The organism is Hymenobacter busanensis, assembly GCF_008727865.1.
GTDB classification, from domain to species: domain Bacteria; phylum Bacteroidota; class Bacteroidia; order Cytophagales; family Hymenobacteraceae; genus Solirubrum; species Solirubrum busanense.
In genome coordinates, this window is the sequence record NZ_VTWU01000004.1 from 502,498 (window position 1) to 528,765 (window position 26,268).

At 63.4% G+C, this 26,268-nt stretch carries 22 protein-coding genes and 1 tRNA gene; 11 read left to right on the forward strand and 12 right to left on the reverse strand.

Features of this window, described 5'->3' with window-relative positions:
* Positions 1-4: 4 nt before the first annotated feature.
* Complete coding sequence (locus tag F0P96_RS13185; protein ID WP_151079362.1) at positions 5-964, reverse strand: YitT family protein; 960 nt, start codon at positions 962-964, stop codon at positions 5-7.
* Positions 965-1,142: 178 nt separating this feature from the next.
* Positions 1,143-2,810, reverse strand: a complete 1,668-nt coding sequence (locus F0P96_RS13190) for a S8 family peptidase (protein WP_151079363.1) — start codon at positions 2,808-2,810, stop codon at positions 1,143-1,145.
* Positions 2,811-3,136: 326 nt separating this feature from the next.
* Between F0P96_RS13190 and F0P96_RS13195 the strand changes: the two genes are divergently transcribed.
* The 3 genes from F0P96_RS13195 to F0P96_RS13200 all read left to right on the forward strand — a co-directional run bounded on the left by F0P96_RS13195 (position 3,137) and on the right by F0P96_RS13200 (position 7,967).
* The gene (locus F0P96_RS13195; protein ID WP_151079364.1) at positions 3,137-5,728 is read left to right on the forward strand and encodes a PIG-L deacetylase family protein; all 2,592 of its coding nucleotides are present in this window, start codon (positions 3,137-3,139) and stop codon (positions 5,726-5,728) included.
* A gap of 329 nt (positions 5,729-6,057) precedes the next feature.
* A complete protein-coding gene (locus F0P96_RS21015) occupies positions 6,058-6,201 on the forward strand; it encodes a hypothetical protein (RefSeq protein WP_160620083.1) in 144 nt (47 codons plus the stop codon).
* The gene (locus F0P96_RS13200; protein WP_151079365.1) at positions 6,198-7,967 is read left to right on the forward strand and encodes a sodium:solute symporter family transporter; all 1,770 of its coding nucleotides are present in this window, start codon (positions 6,198-6,200) and stop codon (positions 7,965-7,967) included. The genes F0P96_RS21015 and F0P96_RS13200 overlap by 4 nt, the downstream gene beginning before the upstream one ends.
* 88 nt (positions 7,968-8,055) lie before the next feature.
* On the opposite strand, the gene F0P96_RS13205 is transcribed toward F0P96_RS13200, so the two are convergent.
* From F0P96_RS13205 to F0P96_RS13230, 6 genes are all read right to left on the reverse strand, one after another.
* Positions 8,056-8,934: a DUF2911 domain-containing protein gene (locus F0P96_RS13205; protein ID WP_151079366.1), complete on the reverse strand. Its 879-nt coding sequence runs from the start codon at positions 8,932-8,934 to the stop codon at positions 8,056-8,058.
* Between the two features lie 111 nt (positions 8,935-9,045).
* Positions 9,046-9,303, reverse strand: a complete 258-nt coding sequence (locus F0P96_RS13210) for a hypothetical protein (protein ID WP_151079367.1) — start codon at positions 9,301-9,303, stop codon at positions 9,046-9,048.
* A gap of 25 nt (positions 9,304-9,328) precedes the next feature.
* The gene (locus tag F0P96_RS13215) at positions 9,329-9,979 is read right to left on the reverse strand and encodes a hypothetical protein (protein WP_151079368.1); all 651 of its coding nucleotides are present in this window, start codon (positions 9,977-9,979) and stop codon (positions 9,329-9,331) included.
* A 71-nt stretch (positions 9,980-10,050) separates the two neighbouring features.
* Positions 10,051-11,901: an ABC transporter ATP-binding protein gene (locus tag F0P96_RS13220; protein WP_151079369.1), complete on the reverse strand. Its 1,851-nt coding sequence runs from the start codon at positions 11,899-11,901 to the stop codon at positions 10,051-10,053.
* A 106-nt stretch (positions 11,902-12,007) separates the two neighbouring features.
* Positions 12,008-12,484, reverse strand: a complete 477-nt coding sequence (locus F0P96_RS13225) for an energy transducer TonB (RefSeq protein ID WP_151079370.1) — start codon at positions 12,482-12,484, stop codon at positions 12,008-12,010.
* Positions 12,485-12,652: 168 nt separating this feature from the next.
* Entirely contained in the window at positions 12,653-14,158 is a 1,506-nt protein-coding gene (locus F0P96_RS13230) for a sodium:solute symporter (RefSeq protein WP_151079371.1), read from the reverse strand.
* A gap of 164 nt (positions 14,159-14,322) precedes the next feature.
* On the opposite strand from F0P96_RS13230, the gene F0P96_RS13235 reads away from it, so the two are divergent.
* Both F0P96_RS13235 and F0P96_RS13240 read left to right on the forward strand, forming a co-directional pair.
* Complete coding sequence (locus F0P96_RS13235) at positions 14,323-15,255, forward strand: pirin family protein (RefSeq protein ID WP_151079372.1); 933 nt, start codon at positions 14,323-14,325, stop codon at positions 15,253-15,255.
* 77 nt (positions 15,256-15,332) lie between these two features.
* Complete coding sequence (locus F0P96_RS13240) at positions 15,333-15,590, forward strand: hypothetical protein (RefSeq protein ID WP_151079373.1); 258 nt, start codon at positions 15,333-15,335, stop codon at positions 15,588-15,590.
* Between the two features lie 38 nt (positions 15,591-15,628).
* On the opposite strand, the gene F0P96_RS13245 is transcribed toward F0P96_RS13240, so the two are convergent.
* Positions 15,629-16,654 (reverse strand): MBL fold metallo-hydrolase, encoded by a 1,026-nt coding sequence (locus tag F0P96_RS13245; RefSeq protein ID WP_151079374.1) that lies wholly within the window; start codon positions 16,652-16,654, stop codon positions 15,629-15,631.
* A 94-nt stretch (positions 16,655-16,748) separates the two neighbouring features.
* Positions 16,749-17,954, reverse strand: coding sequence for an MFS transporter (locus tag F0P96_RS13250; RefSeq protein WP_151079375.1), 1,206 nt, complete (start codon positions 17,952-17,954; stop codon positions 16,749-16,751).
* Between the two features lie 166 nt (positions 17,955-18,120).
* Here F0P96_RS13250 and F0P96_RS13255 point away from each other — a divergent pair, with 166 nt between their 5' ends.
* From F0P96_RS13255 to F0P96_RS13265, 3 genes are all read left to right on the forward strand, one after another.
* Positions 18,121-19,470, forward strand: a complete 1,350-nt coding sequence (locus F0P96_RS13255) for an erythromycin esterase family protein (RefSeq protein ID WP_160620081.1) — start codon at positions 18,121-18,123, stop codon at positions 19,468-19,470.
* A gap of 138 nt (positions 19,471-19,608) precedes the next feature.
* Positions 19,609-20,679 carry a sensor histidine kinase gene (locus tag F0P96_RS13260; protein WP_151079377.1) on the forward strand — a complete coding sequence of 357 codons (1,071 nt, stop codon included), beginning with the start codon at positions 19,609-19,611 and terminating at the stop codon, positions 20,677-20,679.
* 3 nt (positions 20,680-20,682) lie between these two features.
* Positions 20,683-21,486 (forward strand): LytR/AlgR family response regulator transcription factor, encoded by an 804-nt coding sequence (locus F0P96_RS13265; protein WP_151079378.1) that lies wholly within the window; start codon positions 20,683-20,685, stop codon positions 21,484-21,486.
* Positions 21,487-21,858: 372 nt separating this feature from the next.
* On the opposite strand, the gene F0P96_RS13270 is transcribed toward F0P96_RS13265, so the two are convergent.
* Together F0P96_RS13270 and F0P96_RS13275 are read right to left on the reverse strand one after the other, a co-directional pair.
* Positions 21,859-23,712 (reverse strand): M61 family metallopeptidase, encoded by a 1,854-nt coding sequence (locus tag F0P96_RS13270; RefSeq protein ID WP_151079379.1) that lies wholly within the window; start codon positions 23,710-23,712, stop codon positions 21,859-21,861.
* Positions 23,713-23,788: 76 nt separating this feature from the next.
* A complete protein-coding gene (locus F0P96_RS13275; RefSeq protein ID WP_151079380.1) occupies positions 23,789-24,424 on the reverse strand; it encodes a class I SAM-dependent methyltransferase in 636 nt (211 codons plus the stop codon).
* A gap of 126 nt (positions 24,425-24,550) precedes the next feature.
* On the opposite strand from F0P96_RS13275, the gene F0P96_RS13280 reads away from it, so the two are divergent.
* The 3 genes from F0P96_RS13280 to F0P96_RS13290 all read left to right on the forward strand — a co-directional run bounded on the left by F0P96_RS13280 (position 24,551) and on the right by F0P96_RS13290 (position 26,268).
* Positions 24,551-25,282 carry a phosphatase PAP2 family protein gene (locus F0P96_RS13280; RefSeq protein ID WP_151079381.1) on the forward strand — a complete coding sequence of 244 codons (732 nt, stop codon included), beginning with the start codon at positions 24,551-24,553 and terminating at the stop codon, positions 25,280-25,282.
* A 135-nt stretch (positions 25,283-25,417) separates the two neighbouring features.
* Positions 25,418-25,499 (forward strand) — tRNA-Leu (locus F0P96_RS13285).
* A gap of 109 nt (positions 25,500-25,608) precedes the next feature.
* Positions 25,609-26,268, forward strand: coding sequence for a phosphatase PAP2 family protein (locus tag F0P96_RS13290; RefSeq protein WP_151079382.1), 660 nt, complete (start codon positions 25,609-25,611; stop codon positions 26,266-26,268).

Sequence of the window (26,268 nt, forward strand, 5' to 3'; positions counted from 1 at the left end):
GCGCCTAGTGCAATGGCCGCTTCTTGATGAGGCCGCCGTGGGTGTCTTTGATGCTGTGCATGAGCAGGAACGCCTGGTGGTCGATGGCTTCTACCTCGCTGCGCAGGCGCGTGACTTCCAGGCGCGTCACGGCCGTAAACACGATGTCCATCGATTCTTGCTGGTGGCCGTGGCCGCCGTAGCCGCTGCGGCCCGCGTAGAGCGTCACGCCGTGGCCGAGCTTCTCGGTTATCATGCGCCGGATGGCTTCGCTGCGCTTCGAAATGATGGTGACGCCGGTGTATTCCTCCAGGCCGTCAATCATGAAATCGACGGTTTTGGCAGCCGAGAGGTAAGCCAGAATTGAGTACATAGCCGTTTCGACCGACAGCAGCCAGGCGGCCACGGCAAAAATCAGCACGTTAATCACCAGCATCACGTCGCCCACGCTCATGGGGCTTTTGCGGCTGGCAAACACGGCCATGATTTCGGTGCCGTCGAGCACGCCGCCGCCCCGGATGGTGAGGCCGATGCCCGCGCCCAGGAAAAACCCGCCGAATACCGAAATCAGGAGCTTGTCTTGGGTGAGAACGGGGAACGACACCAGCCACAGCACCACGGCCAGTCCCAGAATGGCCGCCGTGGCTTTGAGAGCCACCACGCGGTCGAGGTGGAAATAGGCCAGCGCGATGAACGGCGCGTTTATCAGCACCAGCAGCACCGACAGCGGCCAGCCGGTGACTTCGGCCGTGAGCAGCGAAATGCCCGTCACGCCGCCGTCGATGAAATCGTTGGGCAATAAAAAGCCTTTCAGCCCCAGCGCCGCCGAGAAAATGCCCGCTACTACCAAGGCAAAGCTGACCATCTGCCGCCGCAGCAGGCGCAGGGCAAACTTCCACACCGGTCCACCCGTGTGGCCCGGAGGCAGGCCGTTGGGGTATTTTTCGCGCAGCATTTTCCGGATGATGAGTTGCTGAATCAGCATAAGCACAGGGGTTGGTGACGTTTGAAAGTACGGGCGTCGGCGCGCATTCGCCGAAAAAAAGCTCGACAGTAGGCCACACCACGGGCGACAAGCGAGCTGTTGGGGAACTGCTGCCCAGCAAAAAAGGCAGCGGCCATAGCCGCTGCCTTTCCCGAATCGTCAGAAAAACGAGCTTGGCCTACTTGCCCGCCGCTGCGCCCCCTTTGGCGGCGCTGCCGGCCTGCGCCTGCGTGGCCAGTTCCACGGCGCGGTAGAGGTTCACCACGCCGCCGGTGCTCGAAAGCGTGCTGAAATCGACCGGCTTCTTGGCGCCCGGCTTCAGCACCTTGGTGTGCACCGGCTGGGCCGACGCCATGAGGATGCGCTTCAGCTCCACGGCCGAAAGGGAAGGAAAGTACGACTTGAGCACTGCCGCCATGCCCGCTACCGTGGGGGCCGCCATGCTGGTGCCGCTTTCGTTGCCGTAGGTGCTGCCCGGCAGGGTCGAGTAAATGCCCACGCCCGGCGCAAATACCTCCACTCGCTTGCCGTAGTTCGAGAAATCGGCGGCCAGGTGCTCGTCGTTGGTGCTGGCCGAGGCCCCCACCGTCAGAAAGTTGGGGTAGGCGGCCGTGGCCTTCGGCGCCACCGGCGCGGGGTAGTGCGTCACCTCGTCGATGTTGTTCGACTCGTTGCCGGCCGCGTGCACCAGCAGCACGCCCTTGCTGCCGGCGTAGCGAATGGCCTCGTCGACAGCCTCGCGGTGGGGCGAGTAGTACTTGCCAAAGCTCATGTTGATGATGGCGGCGCCGTTGTCGGTGGCGTAGCGGATGGCGTTGGCCACGTCCTTGTCGTGCTCGTCGCCGTTGGGCACGGCGCGCACGGCCATGATCTGCACCGGGGCACCGGCCACGCCCTGCACGCCAATGTTGTTCTGGCGGTCGGCGGCAATGATGCCGGCCACGTGGGTGCCGTGCAACGCATCGGGACCGGTCACGTCGTTGTTGCCGTAGTTGCGGTCCTTGGTGTTGTCTTCGTCGTCGCCCACGATGGTGCGCGGGTTGTACTGCAGGTTCAGGGAGTAATCCAAGTGCTTTTTGCCTTCCGTCGCGGCCTGCTGAATCTGCTTCACCACCGACTCCATATCGGGCTGGCCCGAGGCGAGCAGGCTGCCGTAGAGCTGCGAGGTAAGGGCCAGCAGCTGCGGGTTGCTCACGGGCGGCTTGCGCAGCACGGCGGTATCGAGCCGCTCTACGCCCAGCACTTGTTTCAGCTGGCTGGTAATGCTTTGCAGCTGCTCGCCCATGGGGCCCAGCTCCTGCAGCTGCTTGGTTTCTTCGGCTACTTTCTTGTCGTAGTCTTTTTTCACGCGCTGGTACAGGTCGTACTCCTCGCGCTTGGCCGCGGGCACCGAGGTACGGCTTTTGCCCTCGTAGAGCGGCTTGAGCTTGGCCACGAGGCGGGTTTCCTCGTAGGTGTCCACGTCCACGTTGCGGCCGTCTTTGCCGCCCAGAAAGCTCCAGCCGTGGATGTCGTCCACGTAACCGTTGCCATCGTCGTCTTTGCCGTTGCCGGGAATTTCGCGGGGGTTGGTCCAGAGCACGCGCTTCAAATCCACGTGGGCCGTATCCACGCCCGAGTCGATAACGGCCACCACCACGGCGGTGGGAATACGGTTTTTCAGCAGCTCATCGTAGGCGCGCTGGGTGCTGATGCCCATCGTGCGGTCTTTCAGCGGGTCGAGGTGCGTCCACTGCACGGGTGCGGGCGCGGCGGCCGGCGCGGCCACCTGTTGGGCCGACGCGGCGGCCGGAAGTATCAACGCAAAACCAAGCGTGGCCAGCCACGGACGGGGGAAGAAGCTCATGCAGTAAGGCGCCCGAACCGGCGCATTGGGGGTAAATGAAGGCGGGAAGATAGGCTACGGACAAGCTTTGGCCGGAACCGTTGCGGCAGGGCCGGATTTTCCCCGCGCTTCCCTCAACGATGCGGCCGGGCCGAGGCGTTCCACTTTATCGGCAGAATGCAATGTTTGCCACGCGCCAGCGGCTTTCAGCGGCTGCAGCAATCTGAAGCAGCGGCGAATCGGACTTTGCCGGCCCCGAACCACGGGGGCAGAAGCGGCTGGCGGGCCCCGCGCGCTGAACCCACCCCGCGTCCGGCGGTTATCTTCACGACTTCAACCTACCCCCGATGCTCCACCATTGCCTCCGCCGTGCCCTGCTCACGGCCCTGCTTGTGCTTCCTGCGGCCTTCTTCGGTAGCGAAGCCCAGGCCCAAGCCCCCAAAACCTACTCGTCCTCGGAAATCCTGCTGGGGCTGAAAAAGCTCAACGTGCTCGGCTCGGTGCTCTACATTGCGGCCCACCCCGACGACGAAAACACCCGCCTGATTGCCTACATGGCCAACGGCCGGCTGCTGGAAACCGGCTACTTCAGCTGCACCCGCGGCGACGGCGGCCAAAACCTCATCGGCCCCGAGCTGCGCGAGCAACTCGGCGTCATCCGCACCCAGGAGCTGCTGGCCGCCCGCCGCATCGACGGCGGCCGGCAGTTTTTCTCCCGCGCCAACGACTTCGGCTTCTCGAAAACCGCCGAGGAGACGTTCAAGATCTGGGACAAGGAGCAGGTGCTGGCCGACATGGTGTGGGTGATTCGCCAGCGCCGCCCCGACGTGCTCATCACCCGCTTCCCACCCGACGCCCGCGCCGGCCACGGCCACCATACCGCCTCGGCCATCCTCGCCGCCGAAGCCTTCGACGCGGCCGGCGACCCGAAACGCTTCCCCGAGCAGCTGCAGTACGTGCAGCCCTGGCAGCCCAAGCGGCTGTTCTGGAACACCGGCTCGTTCTTCGTGAAGCCCGGCGAAGACATGAGCGGCTACCTGAAAGTAGATGCCGGCGGCTACAACGCCTTGCTGGGCCAGAGCTACGGCGAAATTGCCGCCCGCAGCCGCTCGCAGCACCGTTCGCAGGGCTTCGGCTCGGCCGCTACCCGCGGCGAGGCGCTGGAATATTTACAGCTGGTAAAAGGCGACAAAGTCAGCAAAGACCCCTTCGAGGGCGTGGACATGAGCTGGAACCGCGTGAAAGGCGGAGCCGCCGTGGGCAAGCTTCTCGACGAGGTGATTCGGAAGTATGATGCGAGCAAGCCGGAGGGGAGTGTGCCGGGGCTGCTGAAGGTGCGGGAGGTACTATTTGGGTTGCTGGCTAAAGAGGACAACGGACGTTTTTGGCAGATAGAAAAGCTGGAAGAACTCGATGCTTTAATCAAGCAGAGTGTAGGCCTTCATTTGGAAGTAACTGCCGCTAGTCCTTCTGCCGTTTACATGCCTTCAGGCACAATGGCAGTAAGCGCCACTTATGAAATAGTTAATCGTTCAAACCTGCCTATTCAACTGCTGGCTAAACAAGGTGTCGTTGGTAACGAGGCCCTTGCTGTAACCTCCATTTCAGCTATGAATGGAATGCATGGCAACCAAGGCAAGCGGATTGACTTGCCGACTAACACAAGGCTTACTGATACCATCAGCATCAAGGGGAGTGTGAGCACGGCTTTGGTTTCTCAGCCGTACTGGCTGCGGGATGCGGCTTCTATTGGTATGTACTCCGTTAAAAGTCAAATAGACCGGGGTAAGGCCGAGAATGATCCGGCTGCTTTGGTACACTTTCGCTTCTTAGTCGGCGGACAAATGTTCATGTATAATGTCCCCGTGCAATACAAGCGCGTCGACCCCGCTTTCGGTGAGATATACCAGCCAGTGGCCGTAGTGCCGCCCGTGGCCGTGAACCTCGTCGGTCGGGCATACGTCTTTGCCGACAACCAGCCCAAAACCGTTCCCGTCACCCTAAAAGCCGGCCGCGCCAATGCCAAAGGCACGGTGGCCCTACAGGTGCCCGCCAACTGGAAAGTGGAGCCCGCCAGCATTCCGTTCGATATCCTGAACAAAGACGAGGAGCGTACCGTGACGTTCCAGATGCAGCCCGCCGACAAAAACAGCCCTGAAAGCAGCGGCCAGCTCCGCGCCGTGGCCACGCTCGACGGCCAGCCCTACACCCGCGGCATCCAGACTATCAACTACCCGCACATTCCCGTCCAAACGCTCTTCCTCGAGGCCGTGGCCCCGTTGGTAAAGCTTGATCTGAAGCGCCGCAACCAGGAAATCGGCTACCTCATGGGCGCCGGCGACGAAGTGCCCGACGCCCTGCGCCAGATCGGCTACAACGTGACCCTGCTCAAGCCCGAAGACCTGAACGCCGGCAAGCTCAAGCGCTACGACGCCGTGGTGCTGGGCGTGCGCGCCTACAACACCATCGACCGCCTGAAGTACCTGCAAAAAGAGCTGCTCGAATACGTGGAAAAAGGCGGCAATATGGTGGTGCAGTACACCGTCAATTCCCGCGTGGTGCTGCCCGAAATCGGCCCGTACTCCCTGAAACTGTCGAACGACCGCGTGACGGTGGAAGACGCGCCCGTGACCATCACCAAGCCCCAGCACCCGCTGATGGCAGCCCCAAACAAGATTACCACCAAGGATTTCGAGGGCTGGCAGCAGGAGCAGGGCCTCTACTACCCCAGTTCCTGGGACCCGAAATACCAGACCGTCATCAGCAGCCACGACCCCGGCGAAACGCCCAAGGAGTCGGCCATTTTGGTGACGGACTACGGCAAGGGCCACTACATCTACACCGGCCTTTCCTTCTTCCGCGAACTGCCCGCCGGCGTGCCCGGCGCCTACCGCCTCATCACCAACATGATTGAACTGGGCAAGGACAAGGCGAACTAGCAGCACGAAAGCTCCCCTCCTTTTTGAAGGAGGAGACGCGGCGAGTTTACTCGCCGCTGGGGTGGTAGCGTCGTTGCTGATGTTGAACGACCTACACACAACGGTCATGCTGAGCTTGTCGAAGCATCTCTACCGCTTCGTCAGATACCATTCAACAAAGTGAGTGCGGACTTCAGAGGGAGAATGACGGCCTTTTAAACAACGACGCAACCAGCCCAGCGGCGAGTAAACTCGCCGCGTCTCCTCCTTCAAAAAGGAGGGGGCATCACGGCCTTCGGCGCAGCTTCGCACAATTCTTGTTGTTCTTCTTTTCCATCCCGCCACCCAACATGCTGCACCCCGTTTCCCCCGCCGATTCCGACCATTCTCCGCCCGGTCTGCCCTCGTGGCGCGCGTGGTACACGTTGGTGCTGGCGGCGCTGGCGGCCGAAATCGGGTTTTTCGTGTGGCTTAGCCGAGCGTTGGGCGCATGAGCAACTTCGACTGGCTGGTGCTGGCGGGCACACTCATTCTCATTGTTGGCTACGGCACCTGGCGCACCCGCAAGGCTGGCGCCAGTCTCGACAACTATTTGCTGGGCGGGCGCAACACCCGCTGGTGGGGCGTGGGCCTGAGCATCATTGCCACCCAAGCCTCGGCCATTACCTTCCTGAGCACGCCCGGCCAGGCCTACGCCGACGGCATGCGCTTCATTCAGTTCTACTTCGGCCTGCCCGTGGCCATGGTGCTGATATCCATCGTGGCCGTGCCCATCTACCAGCGGCTGCGCGTGTACACGGCCTATGAGTACCTCCAAACCCGCTTCGATGGGCGCACGCGCACCCTGGCAGCGGGCTTGTTTCTGTTGCAACGCGGCCTGAGCAACGGCCTCTCGCTCTACGCACCGGCCTTGGTGCTGTCGGCGGTGCTGGGCTGGAGCCCGGCCGTGACGGTGTGCCTGCTGGGTACGCTCATCATTGCCTACACCGTGAGCGGCGGTACCCGCGCCGTTACCATCACCCAGCAGTGGCAGGTGGCGGTTATTTTCTCGGGCATGGCAGCGGCGGGCTACCTGCTGGTGCGCTACCTGCCGCCCCAAATCGGCTTTACCGATGCCCTGCACGTAGCCGGGCGGCTGGGCAAGCTCAACCTTGTCGACTTTTCCTTCAGCTGGACCGACCGCTACAACTTCTGGACCGGCATGACCGGCGGCCTGTTTCTGGCCCTGTCTTACTTCGGCACCGACCAAAGCCAGGTGCAACGCTACCTTTCGGGCCAAAGCGTGACACAAAGCCGCCTGGGGTTGCTCATGAACGGCTTGGTGAAGGTGCCCATGCAGTTCGGTATCCTGCTCATTGGGGTGCTGCTGTTCGTGTTCTATCTGTTTCAGCCGGCGCCGCTCACCTTCAACCGGCCCGTGTATGAGGAGGTGATGCGCGGGCCCGCCGCCGCCGAGGCCCGGCAGCTGGAGCAGCAGCACCGCACCCTGCAACTGGCGCAGCAGGCGGCTACTACTTCGCTGGCGGCGGCCCAACGCGCCCAGAATCCGGTGGCCGAAGCTGCGGCGCAACAGCGGCTGCAAACCACCCAGGCCGCCCGGGCCGGCATTCAGCGGCAGTGGCTGGCCCTCATCAAGCGCACCAACCCTACCGCCGACGACAAGGCCATCGAAGCCAAAGGCAAGGACACCGACTACGTGTTCATTTCATTCGTGCTGAAGTATTTGCCGCGCGGCCTCGTGGGTTTGCTGGTGGCCGTGGTGCTGAGCGCGGCCATGAGCAGCGCCGCCGGCGGCCTGAATTCCCTGGGCTCTACCAGCGTGGTCGATATCTACCGGCCGGCGCTGAAAGGGCGCATTCGCTCGGAAGAGCAGCTGGTGAAAACCTCGCGCTGGCTCACCGTGGGCTGGGGCGTGCTAGGCATCGGGTTTGCGCTATTTGCGGCCCGCATGGAAAACCTCATTCAGGCCGTCAACATCCTCGGCTCGTTGTTCTACGGCACCATTCTGGGCATTTTCGCGGTGGCGTTTTTTCAGAAGCATGTGCACGGCCGGGCGGTGTTCGGCGCGGCCGTCGTCACGCAGGTCCTCACGCTGCTGGCGTTCTGGCTCACCGATATTGCCTACCTGTGGTACAATATCCTGGGCTGCTTTGCGGTGATGGGCATTGCTGAGGTGTGGCAGCGCACCGGTCCGCCCGATTCCCGCTCCGAGAGAGAAGGGGAGCCGACTGATTATCCGTTGGTGGAAGCCCGGTCGTGATGAAATGAGCCCAAACGCAAAGCGGCCCGCTACCGAAAGGAAGCGGGCCGCTTGTTTTAGTATGCTTCTCGACAGAAGCGGCGGACGATTACAACTTGCCGGTTTTCTTGGCTTCCACAATCAGGTCCTCGTTCATCTTCACGTAGTCGGCGTTTTTGGCGTCGAGGGCCAGCTTCTTCGACTGCTCGGCCGAAGCCACGGTGCCTTTGTAATCCTTCATTTTCAGGCGGATTTTAGCTTCCGTGTGCACGTTCCAAAACTTGGGGTCGGTGGCGTTGGCTTTTTGCATCCAGGCCAGGGCCTGCTTTAGGTCCTTGTCGTTGTCGTAGTAGTACACGGCCGCGGCGGCCAGGTCGTTGGCCGAGGGCGAGGCGTTCTTGATGACTTTCTCGTCGATCTGGGCCATTACCTTCGGCTCCACTTCGCTCGTTACTTTGAACTTGGCGCCGGTCAGCTCCCACATCATGTCCACGTTGGCCGTGGCGGGTGTGATGTCGGAGAAGCCAATGGTGAAGGTTTCCACTTTGTTGCCCAGTTTGTAGGGCTTCACGCTCACGCGGGCCACGTCCTGGTCGTCTTTGAAGCCGTCGACGTCGGCGCCTTGCTTGGTGCTTTTGTTGAACACCACCAGCCATTCGGTCTTGTTCGGAATGGTGTAGATGCCGTACTCACCGGCCGGAATCTTCTTGCCCTCCACCGTCACGTCGTCGGAGAACTTGATGCTGGTGGTTTGGTTGGCGCCGGTGCGCCACCGCTTGCCAAACGGCACGAGCGTACCAAAGGCTTGGCGCCCTTTCAGGCTGGGGCGCGAGTAGGTGATGGTGATGTCGGTGAGGCCCACGCGCTGCGTAACGGTGCTTTTGGGGCTGGCCGCTGGGGTGCTGATCTGGGCCTGGGCGGCCGGGGCCGAAAAGAGTAGGGCGGCTGCCAGGGCAGGAGCGGCCAGCAGCGAAGTCCGGTTCAACATGAGGAAAACGAGTGAATGAGGGTGATTAGCGCCCTAAAAGTACAGCTTTCGGAGAATGGACGCGGCGGCGCTGCTAAAGCGTTTGTCAACGCCGTCGCTAACGCGCTGACCTCAAGCAAACGGCTGCCCGTTGACAAGCAACCGCGCAAACGAATCGTGGTGGTGCAGCAGGCGCTGAAACCGCTGCAACGAAAGCGCCGAATAGCGTCCGTAGATGGTGAACGTGACGGTAGCTGGTGCGTCGCTCCAGCCGCGGCTGAACCGGGCGCCGGCGTCCATGGCTTCGTAGAACAATGCCTTCACCAGCGGCACGTCGAGGTAGTTTTCGTTGAAAGCGACGTGAAGGCGGGTGTGTAAGGTGTATATCACAAAGCTCCTAAGTAAAACTAAAGAGTTACAATTGGTCTGAGTTATAAGGCTTATTATGCGTGATTAAATAGTATCGATAAAGGTGTAGCCCTTGTAAGTTTCTGAATAGATTTTTGATCCGGGCATAGGGCAAACGGTAATCTGTACGAATAGAAATCAGGGGCATCCTGTCGAAGCCTCGAAGCGCTTCGGCTCTAGCAGCTGTAATGCATTCGGATAATTGATTGTCTCCTTCTGAACATGGAATGCCAAGTAAGGTGATTTTCCTTCGCTCATAATCAGGGAGCGAGAGGTAAGCGGGCAACTTTCGAACATCCATGCCCAGGTAAGGTATCTTTACCAATTCCCGCTGCTGGAAGATTGTAAAATAAACGCCGCGTTTAGCTGCCACTTGGCGTATCGCAGCGGCTTGGACAGACTTCGAATCATGAGAGAAGTAAACCTTGTTAGTCTTGTCAAGGCTGATGGTTAAGATATTTGTTTCCGGTCCACAGTACGAACGTTCAGTGGTAGAGGGCAAAAGCAGGTAAGGCGCGTCTGTGTGAAAATCGGTTTCAGCATTAGATAAGAGGCAGCACATAATGGCAAGAAGCATAGCCGCGACCGAACCGAAGTCTTGCCACACAATAGGATAACGGGTTATGCGGCCGGTACGAAATGATAGCGAAGCACTCATAACAGAAGCGGGGCGGCTTGGTATGCCTAAACATAACCAAACCGCCCCGCTTTTATTGCTCTGATTCTTTCTTACGTCAGCTCAAACTGCAGCTTGAGCAGGTTGGCGTACAGCCCGTTTTCGTTGTCGCTCAGCTCCTCGTGGGTGCCCTGCTCCACGATGCGGCCACCGTCGATGACCAGGATTTTGTCCACCTTCCGAATGGTGCTCAGGCGGTGCGCAATGATGATGCTGGTGCGGTTCTGCATCAGCTCGTCCATGGCCTGCTGCACCAGCTTCTCGCTTTCCGAGTCGAGGGCCGAAGTGGCTTCGTCGAGCAGCAGGATGGCCGGGTTTTTCAGGATGGCGCGGGCAATGGCAATGCGCTGGCGCTGCCCACCCGAGAGCTTGATGCCCCGCTCGCCCACCACCGTATCGAGGCCTTCGGGGAACGACTGGATGAACTGCCAGGCGTTGGCGCGGCGCGCAGCGTCCACAATGTCGGCCTCCGGCGCGTCGGGGCGGCCGTAAAGGATGTTTTCGCGGATGGTGCCGCCGAAGAGCAGCGTTTCCTGCGGCACGATGCCGATGTGCTGGCGCAGCTCCGTCAGGTCGAGCGCGTTGATGTCGTGCCCGTCGATGCTGATGCGGCCGCCGCTGAGCTCGTAGATGTGCATCAGCAGCTGCACGATGGTGCTTTTGCCCGCGCCCGAAGGCCCCACCAGCGCCACTTTCTCGCCGGCTTCGATGCAGAACGAAATATCCTTGAGCACCGCCAGATCGGGCCGCGTGGGGTAGCGAAACTGCACGTTCTGGTACTCGATGTTGCCGCGCAGCTTCAGCGGGGGCGTGCCGGCCGGCCGCGTCTGGTGCACCGGCTCGGAGGTTTCGTCGAGGATTTCCAGAATGCGCTCCGACGCGCCGAGGCTGCTTTGAATCTTGCCGTACATCTCGCCCAGGCCGGCCACCGAGGCGCCGATGAACATGGTGTAGAGAATGAACGACACCAAGTCGCCCATGGGCAGGTGGCGCGGGTCGGAGGCGGGCAGCTCTACGTAGGTAGCGCCGCGCCAGAGCACCAGGAAGATGCCGCCGAAGATGGCCACGATGATAAACGATACGAAGCCGCCGCGGAACACGCTGGCCTTCAGGGCGGCCTGTACGGTGCGGTTCAGGCCGGCGCCGTAGCGGCTTACCTCGTGCTGCTCGCTGGTGAAGGCCTTTACCGAGCTGATGCCCTGCATGGTTTCCTCCACAATGACGTTGGTTTTGGCCAGTTCGTCCTGCGTCTGCTTCGAGAGCTTACGAATGCTGCGGCCGAACAAAAACGCCATTAGCACCAGCGGCGGAAAGGTGGCCAGCATAAACAGCGACAACCGCCACGACTCCCACATGATGAAGGCCACCCCGGCCAGCAGCGTCAGAATCTGGCGCATGAACTCGGCCAGCGTGAGCGTAAACGTGTCCTGAATATTGGCCACGTCGGAGGTCAAGCGGGAGGTGATTTCGCCTACCCGGCGCTGCTCGAAAAACGGAATGGGCAGGGTGACGAGCTTCTGGTAGAGCGTGCGACGAATGTCGCGCACGGTGAACTCGCTGACCCGCGAAAAGAAAAAGATGCGCAGGAAGGAAAACAAGCCTTGCAGCAGCACCACGCCAAAGAGCAGCAGCGCAATGCCGGTAATCGTTTTCGGCAGCCAGGCCGGCAGGGTGCTGGTTTGGTGGTTGGCCACGTTCACCAGGTAGCCCAGCATTTTGGGCATTATCATGGTAGACACGCTGCTGAACACGAGCAGCAGCAGGCCGGCAATAAAGGGGGCCTTGTAGGGCAGCACGAAGCGGAAAATCCGCAGCCCGCGCTGAAAGTTTTCTTTGGTAAGCTTGATTTTGGGTACGTCGGGCCCGACGCTGCCACTGGTATTCAATCCGCTTCTGGCTGCCATTCGATTGGGTTAGAGCTTAGATAGGAGAGGCAAGAACTTAGCTGGTCTGGTTCGGCAAAACCACGTCTGAGCTCTTGGTTCTCACTTCTAGGTTCTAGAGTCTCCGTTATTCAAATTTTACTTTACTCTTCTCCACCTTCAGGTTGCTGGAATTGCCGAAGGGTACCGGCAACTGCACCGGCACCGGCACCGGCTGGCCTTTGCGCAGCGCCGGTTTCCAGGCTGGCATTGCGCCAATGACGCGCAACGCCTCGGCGTCGCACTCCGGCGAAAGGGCCTTCACCACCTGCGCGCCGCTGGGCCGGCCATCGGTGCCGATGGTGAAGCCCACCAGCACCGAGCCGGACAGGGCTTTGCTACGGGCGGCTTCGGGGTATTGCACGTTGGCTTGCAGGTATTCGCCGAGCGCGGCCGGGCCGCCAATGAACTGCGGGGCTACATCCGGGCGGTTGGCGGCGGGCTTGGCCTGGGCCTGCATACGGCCGGGGCGCAGCACGGTGGTTTGTTGCGGTGCGGCCGGTGTGGTTTGGGCCGAAGCAGCGCAAGTTGCCAGCAGCAGGATGAAGAGCAGGTGATATTTCACGGGCGGGGCGGGAACGAAAAGGCACTTGTGGTAAATCGGTCATCCTGAGCGTGCGCGAAGGACCTTCTCACGTTAGGATAGACTGCTACCTGACGTGAGAAGGTCCTTCGCGCACGCTCAGGATGACAAGTCCTCAAACATTCTTCGATGAAGGCGCAAAGGTACGCCCTAGCTAACCAATTCGGCGGCAGCGGGGTTCACTGCGGAGCCCACCTCGGCGGGGCGCGAAATGGCCAGCAAGCCTAAGAAGGTGAGCAGCCCGTTGACGAGCAGAATTTCAAAGCCAAACTCGTAACCGCCCAGCCACGCTTTGGAGTTGGCATTCAGGATGTAGCAGAACACCGGCGGCCACACGCACATGTAAGGCACGAGGCGGTCGGTGAGCTGGCGGCGGGTAAAAATGCCGAACGCAAACAGCCCCAGCAGCGGCCCGTAGGTATAGCCCGCGGCCTTGAACACGGCCGTAATCAGGCTCTGGTTGTTGAGCGCCCGAAACACCAGAATGATGAGCACCAGCACCACCGTGAACATGAGGTGGGTGCGTTGGCGCATCTTGCTCTGCTCGGCCTCTGTGTACTTACTGATGGTCAGAAAATCGACGCAGAATGAGGTGGTGAGGGCCGTCAGGGCCGAGTCGGCGGAGGAATAGGTGACGGCAATGATGCCCAGGATGAACACGATGCCGGCGAAGAGCGAGAAGTGCTCGGTGGCCAGCAGCGGAAACACGTCGTCGCCGATGACCTTGCCGGTGGCGGCATTTACGGGCAACTGAATGCCTTTGGCGGCGGCGTATTGGTAGAGCAACACGCCCAGCGAGAGGAACAAAATGTTGACCGGCACCAGGATGAGGGCAAACCAGAACATGTTTTTCTGGGCGTCCTTGAGCGTGCGGCAGCTCAGGTTTTTCTGCATCAGGTCCTGGTCGAGGCCGGTCATGACGATGGTGATGAACATGCCCGACACGAACTGCGTCCAGAACTTGCGCGAGTCGGTCCATTCCCAGAAGAAAATCTGCGACATCTCCGACTTGCGCACGGTCTGAATCACTTGCTGAAAGCCCAGGTTCAACTCGTCGGAAATCAGGTAGATGCTGATGCCCACGCTCGTAAGCATGGCCAGCGTCTGGAAGGTGTCGGTCCAGAGAATGGTTTTCAGGCCCCCGCGGAAGGTGTAGAGGTAAATCAGCAGAATGCTCACGGCCACCGTCACGGCGAAAGGCACGCCAAGGTCGTCGAACACCGCTACCTGCAGCACCCCGGCTACCACGTAGAGGCGCAGCGCCGCCCCAATGGCGCGCGAAATCAGGAACAAGGCCGCCCCGGTTTTGTAGCTCCAAAACCCGAAGCGCGTCTCCAGGTAGGTGTAAATGCTGACCAGGTTCAGCTTGTAGTAGAGCGGCAGCAGCACCGTGCCGATGACGAGGTAGCCCGCCAAATAGCCAAACACCACCGACATGTAGCTCCAGGCCTGCGCGTGCACCATGCCCGGCACCGAGATGAACGAGACGCCCGAGAGCGACGTGCCAATCATGGCGAAGGCCACCATGTACCACGGCACGTTGCGGTTGGCCACGAAAAAGCTGGCGCTGGTGGCCTTGCGCGAGGTGAGCAGCGCAATGATGATGAGGATGGTGAAGTAGCCGGCAATCAGGCTCAGAACGAGCGTCGGGGACATAGGCGAGGGGGGAAATGAGGCTGTAAAGATACAGCCCCGCCGGGCTTGGCGTGGACAGGCCCCAAAAGCCCCCAAACCGTCGTGCAGCGCGTAAGCGAAAACCCATTTACCTTGTTTCTTGCGAATGGAAAGCCCCACCCAAACCGACTCCAACCACCCCGCATATGCTCGACCTGGTAATTGACGCCCGCGCCGCCGCCATCGGCCCCGGATTCGACGTGAAACGCATCCTGCCGTTTCGGCAGCGGCGCATGGTCGGGCCGTTCATTTTCATGGACCACGCCGGCCCGGTCGATATAGCGCCGGTTAACGCGCACGACCTCGACGTGCTGCCGCACCCGCACATCGGCCTTTCCACGGTCAGCTACTTGTTTGGCGGTCAGGTGACGCACCGCGACAGTCTCGGCGTGGAGCAAATTATTCGGCCGGGCGAGGTGAACTGGATGACGGCCGGGCGCGGCATTGCCCACTCCGAGCGGTTCGAAGACCCGGCCACGCTGGCCGGCGGGCAGCTGGAAATGATTCAGACTTGGGTGGCGCTGCCCGAAGCCGACGAAGAACAGGCACCCACCTTCGCCAACTACCAGCCCCACGAGTTGCCCGTTTTCACCGATACCGGCGTGTGGATGCGCCTGATTGCCGGCAACGCTTTCGGCCTGCGCAACGACGTGCGCACCCATTCGCCGCTGTTTTACCTGCACGTGGTGCTGCAGCCCGGCGCCCGGTTTGGGCTGCCGCGCGGCCACCAGGAGCGCGGCGCCTACGTGGCCAAAGGCAGCGTGGAAGTGGCCGGCCACCGCTACACCGCCGGCCAGCTGCTGGTTTTCACGCCCGGCGTCGACCCCGTCATCGTGGCCCGCGAAGCCAGCACGCTCATGCTGCTGGGCGGCGAGGCGCTGGGCGAGCGGTACATCTGGTGGAATTTTGTGTCGTCGCGCAAGGAGCGGATTGAGCAGGCCAAGGCCGACTGGCAAGCCGGCCGCATTGCCCTGCCGCCCAACGACAACGCCGAGTTCGTACCGCTGCCGCAGGACAAGTCGCGGCCTGCCGGCACCGGCGGCGCTACGGGCGGCGCGGCGCCGCAGGCGCTGTCATAACGTTGCTGGGGGCAGCTCAACCTTAACTCCAGCGGGCTGAACCTACGTAGAGGGGGCACCAGCATCCTTTACGCGCCATGCCGCTGCACCCCGAGCTTGATAAGAAACTGAGCAAGAAATACGAGCCCAAAATCCGCATTGACGACGTATTCAAGGGCTATGACATCACCTTTCTCACCAACGAGCATGGGGAGCCGGTCACCCTGTTCTTCGGCAAGCGCCGGCCCGACGGCACCATTGCCGGCGAGCGGTACACGCGCACCATCAAGCGCCTGCCCGATAGCCTGGAAGTGAAATCGAGCCACTGGGACAACCGCGGCAAGATCATGAACTAGCGGCTACCCGGCCTCAATTCCAGGGGTAAGCGGTTGAGTTAGTCCATGTCGGTCAGGCTCAGGGGCTGGCCCACGGCGGGTGCGTGCAGCTGCGCGCTTAGCCAGCCTTCGGCCGCAATCTGTTCGAGGGTTTGCAGCGGCTCCGAGGCTGGCTCATCAGAGAGGTCGTAGGTGCCGTGGTGCATGGGCACGAGGTGGCCGGCGCGCAGCTGGTTGGTGGCCTTGGCGGCTTCGTGCGGGTTCATGTGGCTCAGGCGCATCATAAAGGCTGGTTTGTAGGCGCCAATGGGCATCAGCACCACATCCAGCGGGCCAAACTGCTCTTCGATTTCGTAGAAGTGGGGGCCCTCAGCCGAGTCGCCGGCGAAATAGAGCGTGCGGCCGGTGACCACCTCCCGAATCAGAAACGAGCCCCAGAGCACCGTGTTCAGGTCGCCGATGCCGCGCCGGTGCCAGTGCCGGGCGGGCAGGTAATAGATTTCCAGCGGGGCCGCGGGCCCGAGGTCGTACTGCTGCCACCAGCCGGCCTCCTGCACCGGCAGCGGCCTGGTTACACCGCGCAGCAACGGTTCCACGCGCAACGGGCCGAGCACCTGCGCCTGCGGGTTCTGGCGGGCCAGCAGCTTCAGCGACTTTTCATCGAGATGGTCGCGGTGGCCGTGGGAGAGGAGCAGGTAGTCGATGCCGGTCAGGTCGCTGGGGGCGCAGGGCAAGGCGTGGCGGCGCTTGAGCAGCGGCAAGTCGAACAGCAGCGGGTCGAAGAGCAGCGTGCGGCCACCCATACGCAGCCAAAACGTGGCGTGGCCCAGCCAGAGGAGCGTGTCATCGGGGCACTGGCGCAGCACCGCGGCGCAGGGCTGCACGGCGGGCGCCCAGGTGTCGCGCTTTTTCTCCTCGGCCTGCGGGTTTTTGGTGAGCACCTTCCACCGAAAAACATCCGAGAACTGCGGCTGGTAGAGCACGTCGCCGTTGGCAAACTGGCGGCCGAACATCAGGTTGCCGAGGTAGTTGCGGCGAATGGTGGGCAGGGCGTCGTTGCGAACGTAGTGGGGCTGGGCGGGCATAGAAACCAAGAAAGGCGCGGGACGGGCGAAGTAAGCGGGATACGGGCAAACAACCGTGCGGGGCCGGGTTTGCTTATCCCGAAACGCGGTCAGCCTACCTGGCGCCGCGCACCAGCCACGCCACGCCCGCCAGGCACAGCGCAAACCACGCCCACGGCAGCCGCAAATCGACCACCGAGAGGGCCCCGAACATGAGCGTGCCCGCGAGACTGGCAAAGCCCTGCACGGCTTGGTTCAGCCCAAATATTTCGCCGCGGTCTTGGTCGCTGGTGCGCTGGGCCAGCAGCCCTTCAATCAGGCCCTGCACCAACGAGAGAGTTAGGCAGTCGAAGGCCACAATAACGTAGAGCCCCACCCGCGAAGCGCCCACCAGCCCGTAGGCGGCCAGCACCGGCACGCCCAGCGCCGCCAGCCAGAAAATGGCCCGCCGCTGGTTGAGGCGGTCGGCCACGTAGGTGTAGAACAGGTAGTTGATGACCACACTGGCCGCCCCAAACGCCATGAAAAAGTAGCTGATGGCGCGGGCGTCCATGCGCAGCGCGCTCAGGCTGGCGAACGGCACAAAGTAGAAATAGTAGCCGATGCTGAGCGTGAACAGCGCCTGCGTAATGACCAGCCGCAGCAGGCCGGGGTGGGCGCGCTCCTTGGCCCGCAACCGCCGCCAGATGGTGGGCAGATTCAGGGCTTCCCGCACTGCGGCCCGCAGCGCGGCGGGCGTAACGCCGGTGCGCTGGGCGTGGGTTTCGCGCAGCAGTAGGCTCAGCCCAATGTTTAGCGCGGCCAGCGCCACGGCAAAACCCGCCACGTAGGTGGCCTGGTGGCCTTCGGGAATGCGGTAAAACGTGAGCAGCAAGCCCGAGCACATGGGCCCCAGCACGAAGCCGAAGGAAATAATGGCGCCTTCGAGGCCCAGGTTCTTGAATACTTGGTCGGGCGGCGAGAGGTCGGTAATGGCCGAGCGCACGGTGGCGTACATGCCGTTGGTGAGGCCGTCGGAAGCGCGGTTGACGAAGTACAGCGCCGTGCGCACCGGCAGCAGCAGCAGCGTAGCCAGCAAGGTGCCCACCGCCGACAGCACCAGAATGGGCCGGCGCCCGTAGCCGTCGGAGAGCTTGCCCAGCAGTGGGGCCGCAAACAGCTGAATGCCCAGAAAAATACCCGTGCCCACCGACAGCCACAGCTGCGGCTGGCGCAGCCCGCGCACGTACTCGGGCATGATGGGCCCGATGGCTGCGCCGGCCACTACATCGATGAAAATGACGGCGTAAATCAGCCGGAGCCGGCGGGCAGGGGAGGGCATAAGTGCGCGCAAGGTCCGCAATAAACCGCTGATGCGGCGGGACCAACTCAGCGGATTTTTCCCCGACTTCGGCCGGTTTTTCCCGCACTTCGCAGGTTACGGCTTCGATTGCGGAACCGGGCGGGCGTGGTTTGGGCCATCATTCACCGCCAAACCCTCCCGCCACATGCTCGCTCTGTTCCCTTTCCGCCGCCCGGCTTTGCTGCTGGCCGCCTCCCTGCTGCTGACCCGCACCGCGCATGCGCAAACGCCCCCGGCCGCGTCTCCCGATTCGGTATTTGCCGGCACCCCGCGCGAAACCCTCGCCCTGCCCGGCACGCCCGATTTTCGCTTGTTCGACGAGGCGTTCTACCAAAACCAGCTGTTTCTGCTGGGCGAGGCGCATGGCGTGCAGCGGCCGCAGGAAATCGACTTCGCGCTGCTGCGCCACCTCAACCAGCGCGCCGGCGTGCGCCACTACCTGGCCGAGGTCGACTGCGCCAAGGCCTACTACCTGAACGAGTACCTGCGCACCGGCGACGAGCCCACCCTGCGCCGGGTGTTTGCCAGCTGGGTGCGGCAGCAGGCGCAGTGGGGCAACGAGGACTTCGTGCGCAAAATCCAGCGCATCCGGGCCCTCAACGCCACCTTGCCCGCCGCCCGCCGCATCCGCTTCGTGGGCATCGACGGGCTGCAGGACTACGCCCTGGCCGCCGATTACCTGGCCGTGCTGCAGGCCCGCGCCAACAAGCTGCCGGCTTCGCTCACCGTGCGCCTCGATTCGGTGCGCGCCGCGCTGCCCCAGGCTGGGGCCGCCACGTTTGCCGGCGTGGCGTGGCGCGCTCAGCAGGCGTTGCGCGCCGACGAGCCTGCCGCCCGCCGGGCCTTGGGCCGCGCCACCTACGACGAGCTGCAGCACCTGCTCACCAACGCCAGTTACGCCCGCACGCTGCCCTCGCGCGAAGCCCAGATTTTTGCCAACTACCAAGCCGTGCTGCCGCTCTACCATCTCGAAAACGAGAAACTCTACGGCTTGTGGGGCACCGGGCACGTGCTGCAAAGCCCCACGGTGGACGGCCACCGGGCCTTTGCCAGCCGCGTGCGCCAAAGCAGCTTGCCGGCCCGCAACAAAGTGGTGTCGCTGCTCTGCACCACCAGCGGCTCGCGCATGATGTACGCCTCGGCCCAATTGCCCGCGCCCTTCCGCACGCCCCAGGCCTACACCGCCACCGACAAGTTCAACCACGACGGCCCGCTGGTGGTGCTGCGTGGCATTGAGGCCCTGAAAGCCACCACCGCGCCCGGCAGCACCACGCTCGTGAAGCTTGATGCCCCCGGCGCTGCCGCCTGCCGCTTGCCCGTGCAGGTGCGCTACGCCCCCGGCATTCCAGCGGCCCAGCAGCTGCAGTTCGATCCGCAGCTGCCCGCTACGGCCTACGTGCAGTACCTGCTGCTGGTGCGCGACTCCGGCCCCACCGAGCCGCCCCGCACCGAAAACGCCAGCCTCAATCAGGCCCAGGCGCAGCCCGCCCGCTAAAGCTCCGCATCGGCTTCGGGCCAACAGGGCAGCTTGATAGAGTACCTCAACCCAAAATCGATGATACCAGCCCGCGCCGCCGTGGCTTCCCTCGCCCTTCGGGGGTGAGGCCCCTCCCACGTACCTTCGCGCTTCGCTATGCTCCCTTCCTTTCTCCTTAAGCTGTTTCCGCGCCGCCCCGGCCGCGCCGATGCCGTTGTAATGGCCGTGTACTGGCTGGTGGCGGCGCCGCTGCTTTTCATCGAGTACCGGGCTGAGTTTAGCTTACCCCGGGCCGTGGCCGGTACGGCGTTTACCGCGCTGCTCGATTCGGCCACGGTGCTGCTGGCGGTGCACGGGCTGCTGCCGCGGCTGCTCACGGCCGGGCAGCGGACCGGAGCACTGGCGCTGGTGCCGGCGTTTGTACTTCTGAGCGGGGTGGGCTACGTGTGGGGGCTGGAGGTGGTGTTTGGGCAGCAGGTGAGCTGGCAGCCGCTGAGCCTGGTGTATGCGGCCGTCAGCCACGCCCGCAGCTACGGGCTGCTGGCGGTGGTGCTCACCGGCAAGCACTACCACGATACCCAACAGCGGCTGCTCGGGGCCCAGAAAGCCCAGGCCGAAAGCGAGCTGCGCTTGCTCAAAGCCCAGATCGACCCGCATTTTCTCTTCAACAACCTCAACATCCTGCACGTGCTTATTGCGCAGGATACCGACGTGGCCAGCCACTACCTCGACCGGTTTGCGGGCCTCTACCGCTACCTCATCCGCCACCGCGACGCCGATTTCGTGCCCCTGGCCGAGGAACTGCGCTTTTTCGACGACTACGTGTACTTGCTGCGCCACCGCTTCGGGGCGGCCTATGCCTTCGACACCACGCTGGCCCCCAGTCTCGACCCCGCTACCCGCCACGTGGTGCCCGGCACGCTCCAGATTCTCGTCGAAAACGCCATCAAGCACAACCGCGGCGACGAGGACTCTCCGCTCGTGGTAACGCTGGAGGTGTGCGCCGACCACTTGAGCGTGCGCAACCCCGTGCAGCCCAAGCGCACCGCACCCGAGTCGGGCGGCACGGGGCTGCTGAATTTGCAGGCCCGCTACCGCATCCTCACTGGCCAGCCCGTGCAGGTGCAGCGCGGCCCTGTGTTTGCCGTGACGGTGCCGCTGCTCACCCACACCGCCCGCCGGGCCGCCCCTGCTCCGGCACCGCTGCTGGCCGAAACGGCCCCGTAAGTCATGCGCCTGCTCATTCTCGAAGACGAAGCGCCCACCGCCCGGCAAATCCGCCTGTTTGCGGCCCGCTACGGCCTGCCCACCCACGACGTGCACGAGGCGCGCAGCGTGGAAAAAGCCCTGGCCTGGTTTGGGCAGCACGAGATGCCCGCCCTGGTGTTTTCTGACATCGAACTGCTCGACGGCAACGTGTTCGGCCTCTACCAGCAGGTGCGCGTAACGTGCCCCATCATCTTCACCACCGCCTACGACCAGTTTCTGCTGCCCGCGTTTCAGGCCAACGGCATCGGCTACTTGCTCAAGCCCTTCAACTACGCGCAGTTTGCCGCCGCCCTGGCCAAATACGACGCCCTGAAAGCCAGCTTCGCGCCCCCGGCCGCCGCCGAACCGGAACCTGCTCCGGCCGAGCCCGTCTTGTCGGCGGCCGTTATCGAGCAGCTGAGCGCGGCGTTGCGGCGCCCGGCCCAGGGCTACCGGCAGCGCCTGACGGTGCGCCAGCCCAACAACAGCTTCTACCTGCTGCCGGTGGAAGAGGTGGCCTACCTGCAGGCCGACGAAGGCGTGGTGTTTGCCGTCGACCAGCAGGGCGGCCGGCACCCGATCACCGGCACGCTCACCGAGTGGGAGCAGCAGCTCGACCCGGCGCAGTTCTGCCGCCTCAACCGCGGCGAGCTGCTGCACCTGCCGGCCATCGACAAAATCGAGCCGTACTTCAACAACCGCTTGGCCGTGCGCCTGCGCCACGGGGCCACGCTCACCAGCAGCGCCGCCCAAACCCCGGCCCTGCGCCGCTGGCTGGAAGGCTAAGGCTGCCATCGGCCAGACAACGCTTCGCCGTCGCACTCGCTACCCCACCCTAAACACGCTCCGGCGCGTCTTCGGGACGGTCGGTCGCATCCCGAAGACGCGCCGGAGCGTCCAAACAACGCGGGGCCGCGTCTCCAAGATGTCTGTTCGCGTCTAAACTAAGCGGCCTCGCGTCGGCGAAACGGCCGCTCGCATTCCGGATACGCGAGGCCGCATCTAAAACACGGTCGGCCGCGTCTTGGAGACGCGGCCGGCCGTGTTTGGGGTGGGAAGGGGTACCCCTTCCCGGAGGTACCCCTTCAGGCCGAAGCAGTGGGGCTCCCTATGGGGTGGCAAAGCTCACTTGCCGGCGCAAAGGCTAGCTGGGTAAGGTTATTTGGCCTTGCGGCCCAGCCAAGCAGCCCGAAACGTCTGCTGCTCGGGCGTGGGCTGCTGGCCGGCCTGCTCGGCAGGTACTACTTCTAGCGTGGGGTCGGCGGCGAGCTTGAGGCTGACGGTGCGCACTTGCCCGCGCGAGCGAACTTCCACGGGCACAACGTCGTCGGCTTTGTGCTTTTTGAGAACGGCGGCGAGGCTCTTTTCGTCCTTCAGCTCCTTGCCGTCCAGTTTCAGCAGCTCGTCGTCGCGGTCGAGGCCGGCTTGGTAGAGCGGGGTGCCCAGCAAGGCATTGTAAACGACGAGCCAGCGGCCGTTCACAAACGCTACCTGGCCGGGCTGGCCCACGGTGGGCAAGTTGGGCTTGGCCTGGCGCACCACCATGCCGGCCGGGGCCAGCAGATCGGCAAAGCGCGGCAGCTCGTGGCCGTAGATGTGCTGGCGGAAGAAGCCGCCCGCGAAGGCCGTGTCGCCGCTCACCTGGCCCAGAATGCGCTGCAAATCGGTGAGCAGGTAGGGCTTTTCGGGCGCAAAGTCCTTCTGCGGTTTGCCGTGCTGCAGCCATACCTGCCGCATAAAGGCGTCGAGGTCGGTTTTGTAGTTTTTGCGCAGCAGCAGGTCGAGGGCCAGGGCATTGGCCCCGCCCACGAAATAGTACGACTGGTAGGTGTTGGCGCGGTTGCTGGGGTCGATGGACTTGGCCGCGTCCACAAACGGGGCCTGCTGGCTCATATACACGGCCGAGTTGCGCTGCGCCCCCGGCGACTGCACCATTGCGTTGACCAAGCCGCTGAGGGCTTCCTGGCAGTACTGCTGGTCGGAACTATAGGCGCCCGAGCGGCGCAGCAGCAGCTCGCCGTAGTACTGCGTGAAGCCCTCGGCGAACCACAAGGAGTTGCTCATGTTGGCCCGCTCAAAGTCGAAGGGTTCCAGGTCGCGCGGGCGAATGCGCTCCACGTTCCAGCTGTGAAAAAACTCGTGTGAGACGGTGCCCAGGTTGTCGAGCGCACCGGGGCCGCTCAAGGGGCGGGGGCTGGTGACGGAGGTGGAGTTGCGGTGCTCCATGCCGTCGGAAGTAGCCTGGGGCAGGTAGTCGGCCACGAAGGTGTAGCGGCCGAAATCGTACTGCGGCAGCTCGCCAAACACCGCCCGGGCTTCCTGCACCACGTTTTTGGTTTGCTCCGTAAAGCGGTCCAGGTCGGCTTCCGAGCCCGCGTGCAGCACGGCCAGCTCAATGGTGCGGCCGTCCTGCTGCCAGCTGCGCACCTGCTGCGGCCCCAGCGAGGTGGGCGAATCCATGAAATACTGCAGGTGCGGCGCCTTCCATACCTCGCCGCTGGGCTGCAGCTGCGAGGCCACGCTCCAGCCCTGGGGCACGTCGAAACGCACTTCCACGGGGCGCTGGTCGAGGCCGCGGGCGAAGGCGAAGGTGGCCGGGATGTTCAGGTGCGCGTGCTGCTGATCGATGCCGGCGTAGGTGCCGTCGGTGCGGTCGGCGTAGAGCGTGTAGCGGAAGACCACGGTGCCGTCGGGGCCGGGCGTCACGTCCCAGCCGTAGGGGTCGGGCTGCGTTACGCGCAGGGGCTTGCCGCCGGCATCGGTGGCTTGCACGTCGTACACGTTCTTGGCAAACTCGTGCAGGGCGTAGCGGCCGGGCGAGGAGCGGGCCATGCGCACGTGCAGCGGCTGCCCGGCCGGCACCTGGCTGAAGGTGGCCGTTACCTGGGCCTCGTGGTGAATGGCGTTGGGAAAGCCGATGCGGTACTGCACGGGGGCCTGGGCCCGCACAACCAGCGGCGCGGCAGCAACGGCAAAGCCCAGCAGCAGCCGGGCGGCGGAAGAACGGAACATAGGGAAGGGAATGGCTGCCGAAAGTACGGCGCGCTCAGCAGACGCAAAAGCACGACCTTCGTTGCGGGCCGAGGGGCTATTCCCACACCGATGCTTCCACCAGCCCATCGGCCCAGTGCTGCTGCCACTGGCGCTGGAGGCCCAGCTGGCCCAGCGCGGCCGCAATGTCGGGCAGCTGCCTGCCCGTTACGCCCGAGGCGCGCCGGAAAAACCGGTACATCAGCCACTGCAGGCCGTGTTGCCAGAACCGGCGGGCCGGCGCGAAATCGGCCACCAGCCAGCGCGTGCCGGCGTGGGCGTGCCGTTGCAGGTGGTCCAGCAAGGCGGCCAGCTCGGCTTCGGTAAACAAGTCGAACAGGAAGAACGCGGCCACGGCGTCAAACTGCGCATCGGGCGGCAGGTCGGCCTCGGTGCCGTGGATGAAAGTGACCTGCGCTGCGGCGCCGGGCGCAATTTGGGCAAACATGTCTTGGGCCCGGCGCAGCATTTCGGCCGACGCCTCGACGTACGTGACCTGCGCGGCGCCCTGAAATGCCAGCACATCGGGCAGCACCCGGCCGGTGCCGCCGCCAATGAACAGCACCCGCGGCGCGCCCGGCGGCAGGCCGTGGCGCAGGGCCGCCTGCTGGGCCCGCACCAGCGTACGGCCAAATACCAGCCGGGCCAGCGGGTCGTAAAACGCGGCCACGAAATCGAAATCGGGAACGGACATCGGTGGACAAGGCCGCTCCAGGTGCAGAGCCGGGCCTCACCCGACAGTACGGGGCGGCGGCCCGACGGTATACATCCCTGGCCGGCCAATTTGCGTTGTTCGGTACACACGCTTTGCCCGATGCCTATGCTCACCGCTCATGTGCGCCGCCTGCTGGCCGGCGTGGTGCTGTTCGTTACCGAGTTTGCCCTGATTTTGCTCGTGGGCACCGTCGGCGTGGTGGTGTTTCTGGCGCTGGGCCGGCAGGTGCTCGGCGACGGGCAGGTGGACTTCGACGAGGCCGCCTTCAGCTGGTCGCACTGGTTTTTGGGCGAAAACAACCGCCGGTGGGTGGACTTCATGACGTTTATGGCCTCGCGCAACTTCATCATTGTGGCGGCCCTCAGCATCATCGGGTACTTCCTGCTCATTCGCAAGCACCGCTGGTACTCGCTGAAAGTGCCGGTGGTGGCCCTGGGCAGCATCACGCTCAATTTGCTGCTCAAGAACTTCTACAACCGCCCCCGGCCGCAGTTGCCCCTCACCTCGGCCTCGGGCCTGAGCTTCCCCAGCGGCCACGCCATGATTTCGGCCTCGTTCTACGGCCTGCTCATCTACCTCACGTGGCAGCACGTGGAAAACCGCTCGTTGCGCTGGCTGCTCACGGTGCTGCTGTCGGCGCTCATCCTGCTCATTGGCCTCACCCGGGTATACCTGCGGGTGCACTACGCCTCCGACGTGCTGGCCGGGTTTGCGGCCGGTTTGCTGTGGCTGCTGGTGGCGCTGCCCTTGCTCAAGCGCATCGAGCTGTTCACCAAACGGCGCGTGCGGCCCGGTGTGCCAAACGAGGCTTCGGCCGGGTCGCCAGGAAAAATTTAAGCTTGATTGTCAGCCTGCAACCGCCGTGTTAACAAAAAAATAGGCGCGCGGCTTGACTCCTACGGGCTTCATGCACTACTTTTGTCCCACGTTTCGCTTCTCCCAAACGGAAAAGCAGCTTTGAAACGCTCCGCTGCGCTTGTGGCGAAATTGGTAGACGCGCTGTCTTCAGGCGGCAGTTCCGAAAGGTGTGAGAGTTCGAGTCTCTCCGAGCGCACAACCTCGAAAGCCGGTTCCGAAAGGGCCGGCTTTCGTGTTTTCGGGGGTTGCAAGTATCGGCCGCAGTCTGGGCCGCGTAGAGCATTCCGCCCGCCACTGCCTGCTGCATGAGCCGATTGTCCCGTTTTCTGCTGCGTCTTGCCGAGCTACTCACCGCCGAGCTGTTGGTGCTGGGCGGCGTGTTGTTCGGTGCGTTCTTGGCCTTTTTGCTGCTCACCAAGCTGGTCTTTGTCGACGGCCCCGAAGCCTTCGACCAACAGGTATTCGGCTGGTTTGATGCCTTACGCGCCGCCGTGCCCGGCCTCACCCCCTGGGTGCTGCGGCTCACGTTTTTCGGTTCGGCGCTGTGGTTCGTGGTGGCGGGGCTCAGCTTGCCGGCGCTGCTGTGGTGGCTTAAGCTGCGCCGCGAATCGGTGGAGCTGCTGGCGGCCGTGGCCGGTGCGGCGCTCTTGAATCAACTCCTCAAAATAGGCTTTGGGCGCGTGCGGCCGCTGTCGGCGTTGCTGGCGCAGCCCGGTCTGAGCTTCCCCAGCGGCCACGCCATGATTGGGCTGGCCCTCTACGGCATGCTGGCTTGGCAGCTGCGCCGCCACGGTCGGCACCCGGTGTGGGCGGCGGTGTTGCTGCTGTGGGCGGTGCTCATCGGCCTCACGCGCATCTACCTGCACGTGCACTACCCTACCGACGTGCTGGCGGGATTCGCGGCGGCCGTAAGCTGGCTGGTGCTGGTGCAGCTCACGGTTCGGCAGCGGCTGCGCCGTGCGTAG

Bases quoted from the DNA above. Each gene is read 5' to 3' on its own strand.
- F0P96_RS13185 (WP_151079362.1), bottom strand. From the start codon at position 964: ATGCTGATTCAGCAACTCATCATCCGGAAAATGCTGCGCGAAAAATAC.
- F0P96_RS13190 (WP_151079363.1), bottom strand. From the start codon at position 2,810: ATGAGCTTCTTCCCCCGTCCGTGGCTGGCCACGCTTGGTTTTGCGTTG.
- F0P96_RS13195 (WP_151079364.1), top strand. From the start codon at position 3,137: ATGCTCCACCATTGCCTCCGCCGTGCCCTGCTCACGGCCCTGCTTGTG.
- F0P96_RS21015 (WP_160620083.1), top strand. From the start codon at position 6,058: ATGCTGCACCCCGTTTCCCCCGCCGATTCCGACCATTCTCCGCCCGGT.
- F0P96_RS13200 (WP_151079365.1), top strand. From the start codon at position 6,198: ATGAGCAACTTCGACTGGCTGGTGCTGGCGGGCACACTCATTCTCATT.
- F0P96_RS13205 (WP_151079366.1), bottom strand. From the start codon at position 8,934: ATGTTGAACCGGACTTCGCTGCTGGCCGCTCCTGCCCTGGCAGCCGCC.
- F0P96_RS13215 (WP_151079368.1), bottom strand. From the start codon at position 9,979: ATGAGTGCTTCGCTATCATTTCGTACCGGCCGCATAACCCGTTATCCT.
- F0P96_RS13220 (WP_151079369.1), bottom strand. From the start codon at position 11,901: ATGGCAGCCAGAAGCGGATTGAATACCAGTGGCAGCGTCGGGCCCGAC.
- F0P96_RS13230 (WP_151079371.1), bottom strand. From the start codon at position 14,158: ATGTCCCCGACGCTCGTTCTGAGCCTGATTGCCGGCTACTTCACCATC.
- F0P96_RS13235 (WP_151079372.1), top strand. From the start codon at position 14,323: ATGCTCGACCTGGTAATTGACGCCCGCGCCGCCGCCATCGGCCCCGGA.
- F0P96_RS13240 (WP_151079373.1), top strand. From the start codon at position 15,333: ATGCCGCTGCACCCCGAGCTTGATAAGAAACTGAGCAAGAAATACGAG.
- F0P96_RS13245 (WP_151079374.1), bottom strand. From the start codon at position 16,654: ATGCCCGCCCAGCCCCACTACGTTCGCAACGACGCCCTGCCCACCATT.
- F0P96_RS13250 (WP_151079375.1), bottom strand. From the start codon at position 17,954: ATGCCCTCCCCTGCCCGCCGGCTCCGGCTGATTTACGCCGTCATTTTC.
- F0P96_RS13255 (WP_160620081.1), top strand. From the start codon at position 18,121: ATGCTCGCTCTGTTCCCTTTCCGCCGCCCGGCTTTGCTGCTGGCCGCC.
- F0P96_RS13260 (WP_151079377.1), top strand. From the start codon at position 19,609: ATGCTCCCTTCCTTTCTCCTTAAGCTGTTTCCGCGCCGCCCCGGCCGC.
- F0P96_RS13265 (WP_151079378.1), top strand. From the start codon at position 20,683: ATGCGCCTGCTCATTCTCGAAGACGAAGCGCCCACCGCCCGGCAAATC.
- F0P96_RS13270 (WP_151079379.1), bottom strand. From the start codon at position 23,712: ATGTTCCGTTCTTCCGCCGCCCGGCTGCTGCTGGGCTTTGCCGTTGCT.
- F0P96_RS13275 (WP_151079380.1), bottom strand. From the start codon at position 24,424: ATGTCCGTTCCCGATTTCGATTTCGTGGCCGCGTTTTACGACCCGCTG.
- F0P96_RS13280 (WP_151079381.1), top strand. From the start codon at position 24,551: ATGCTCACCGCTCATGTGCGCCGCCTGCTGGCCGGCGTGGTGCTGTTC.
- F0P96_RS13290 (WP_151079382.1), top strand. From the start codon at position 25,609: ATGAGCCGATTGTCCCGTTTTCTGCTGCGTCTTGCCGAGCTACTCACC.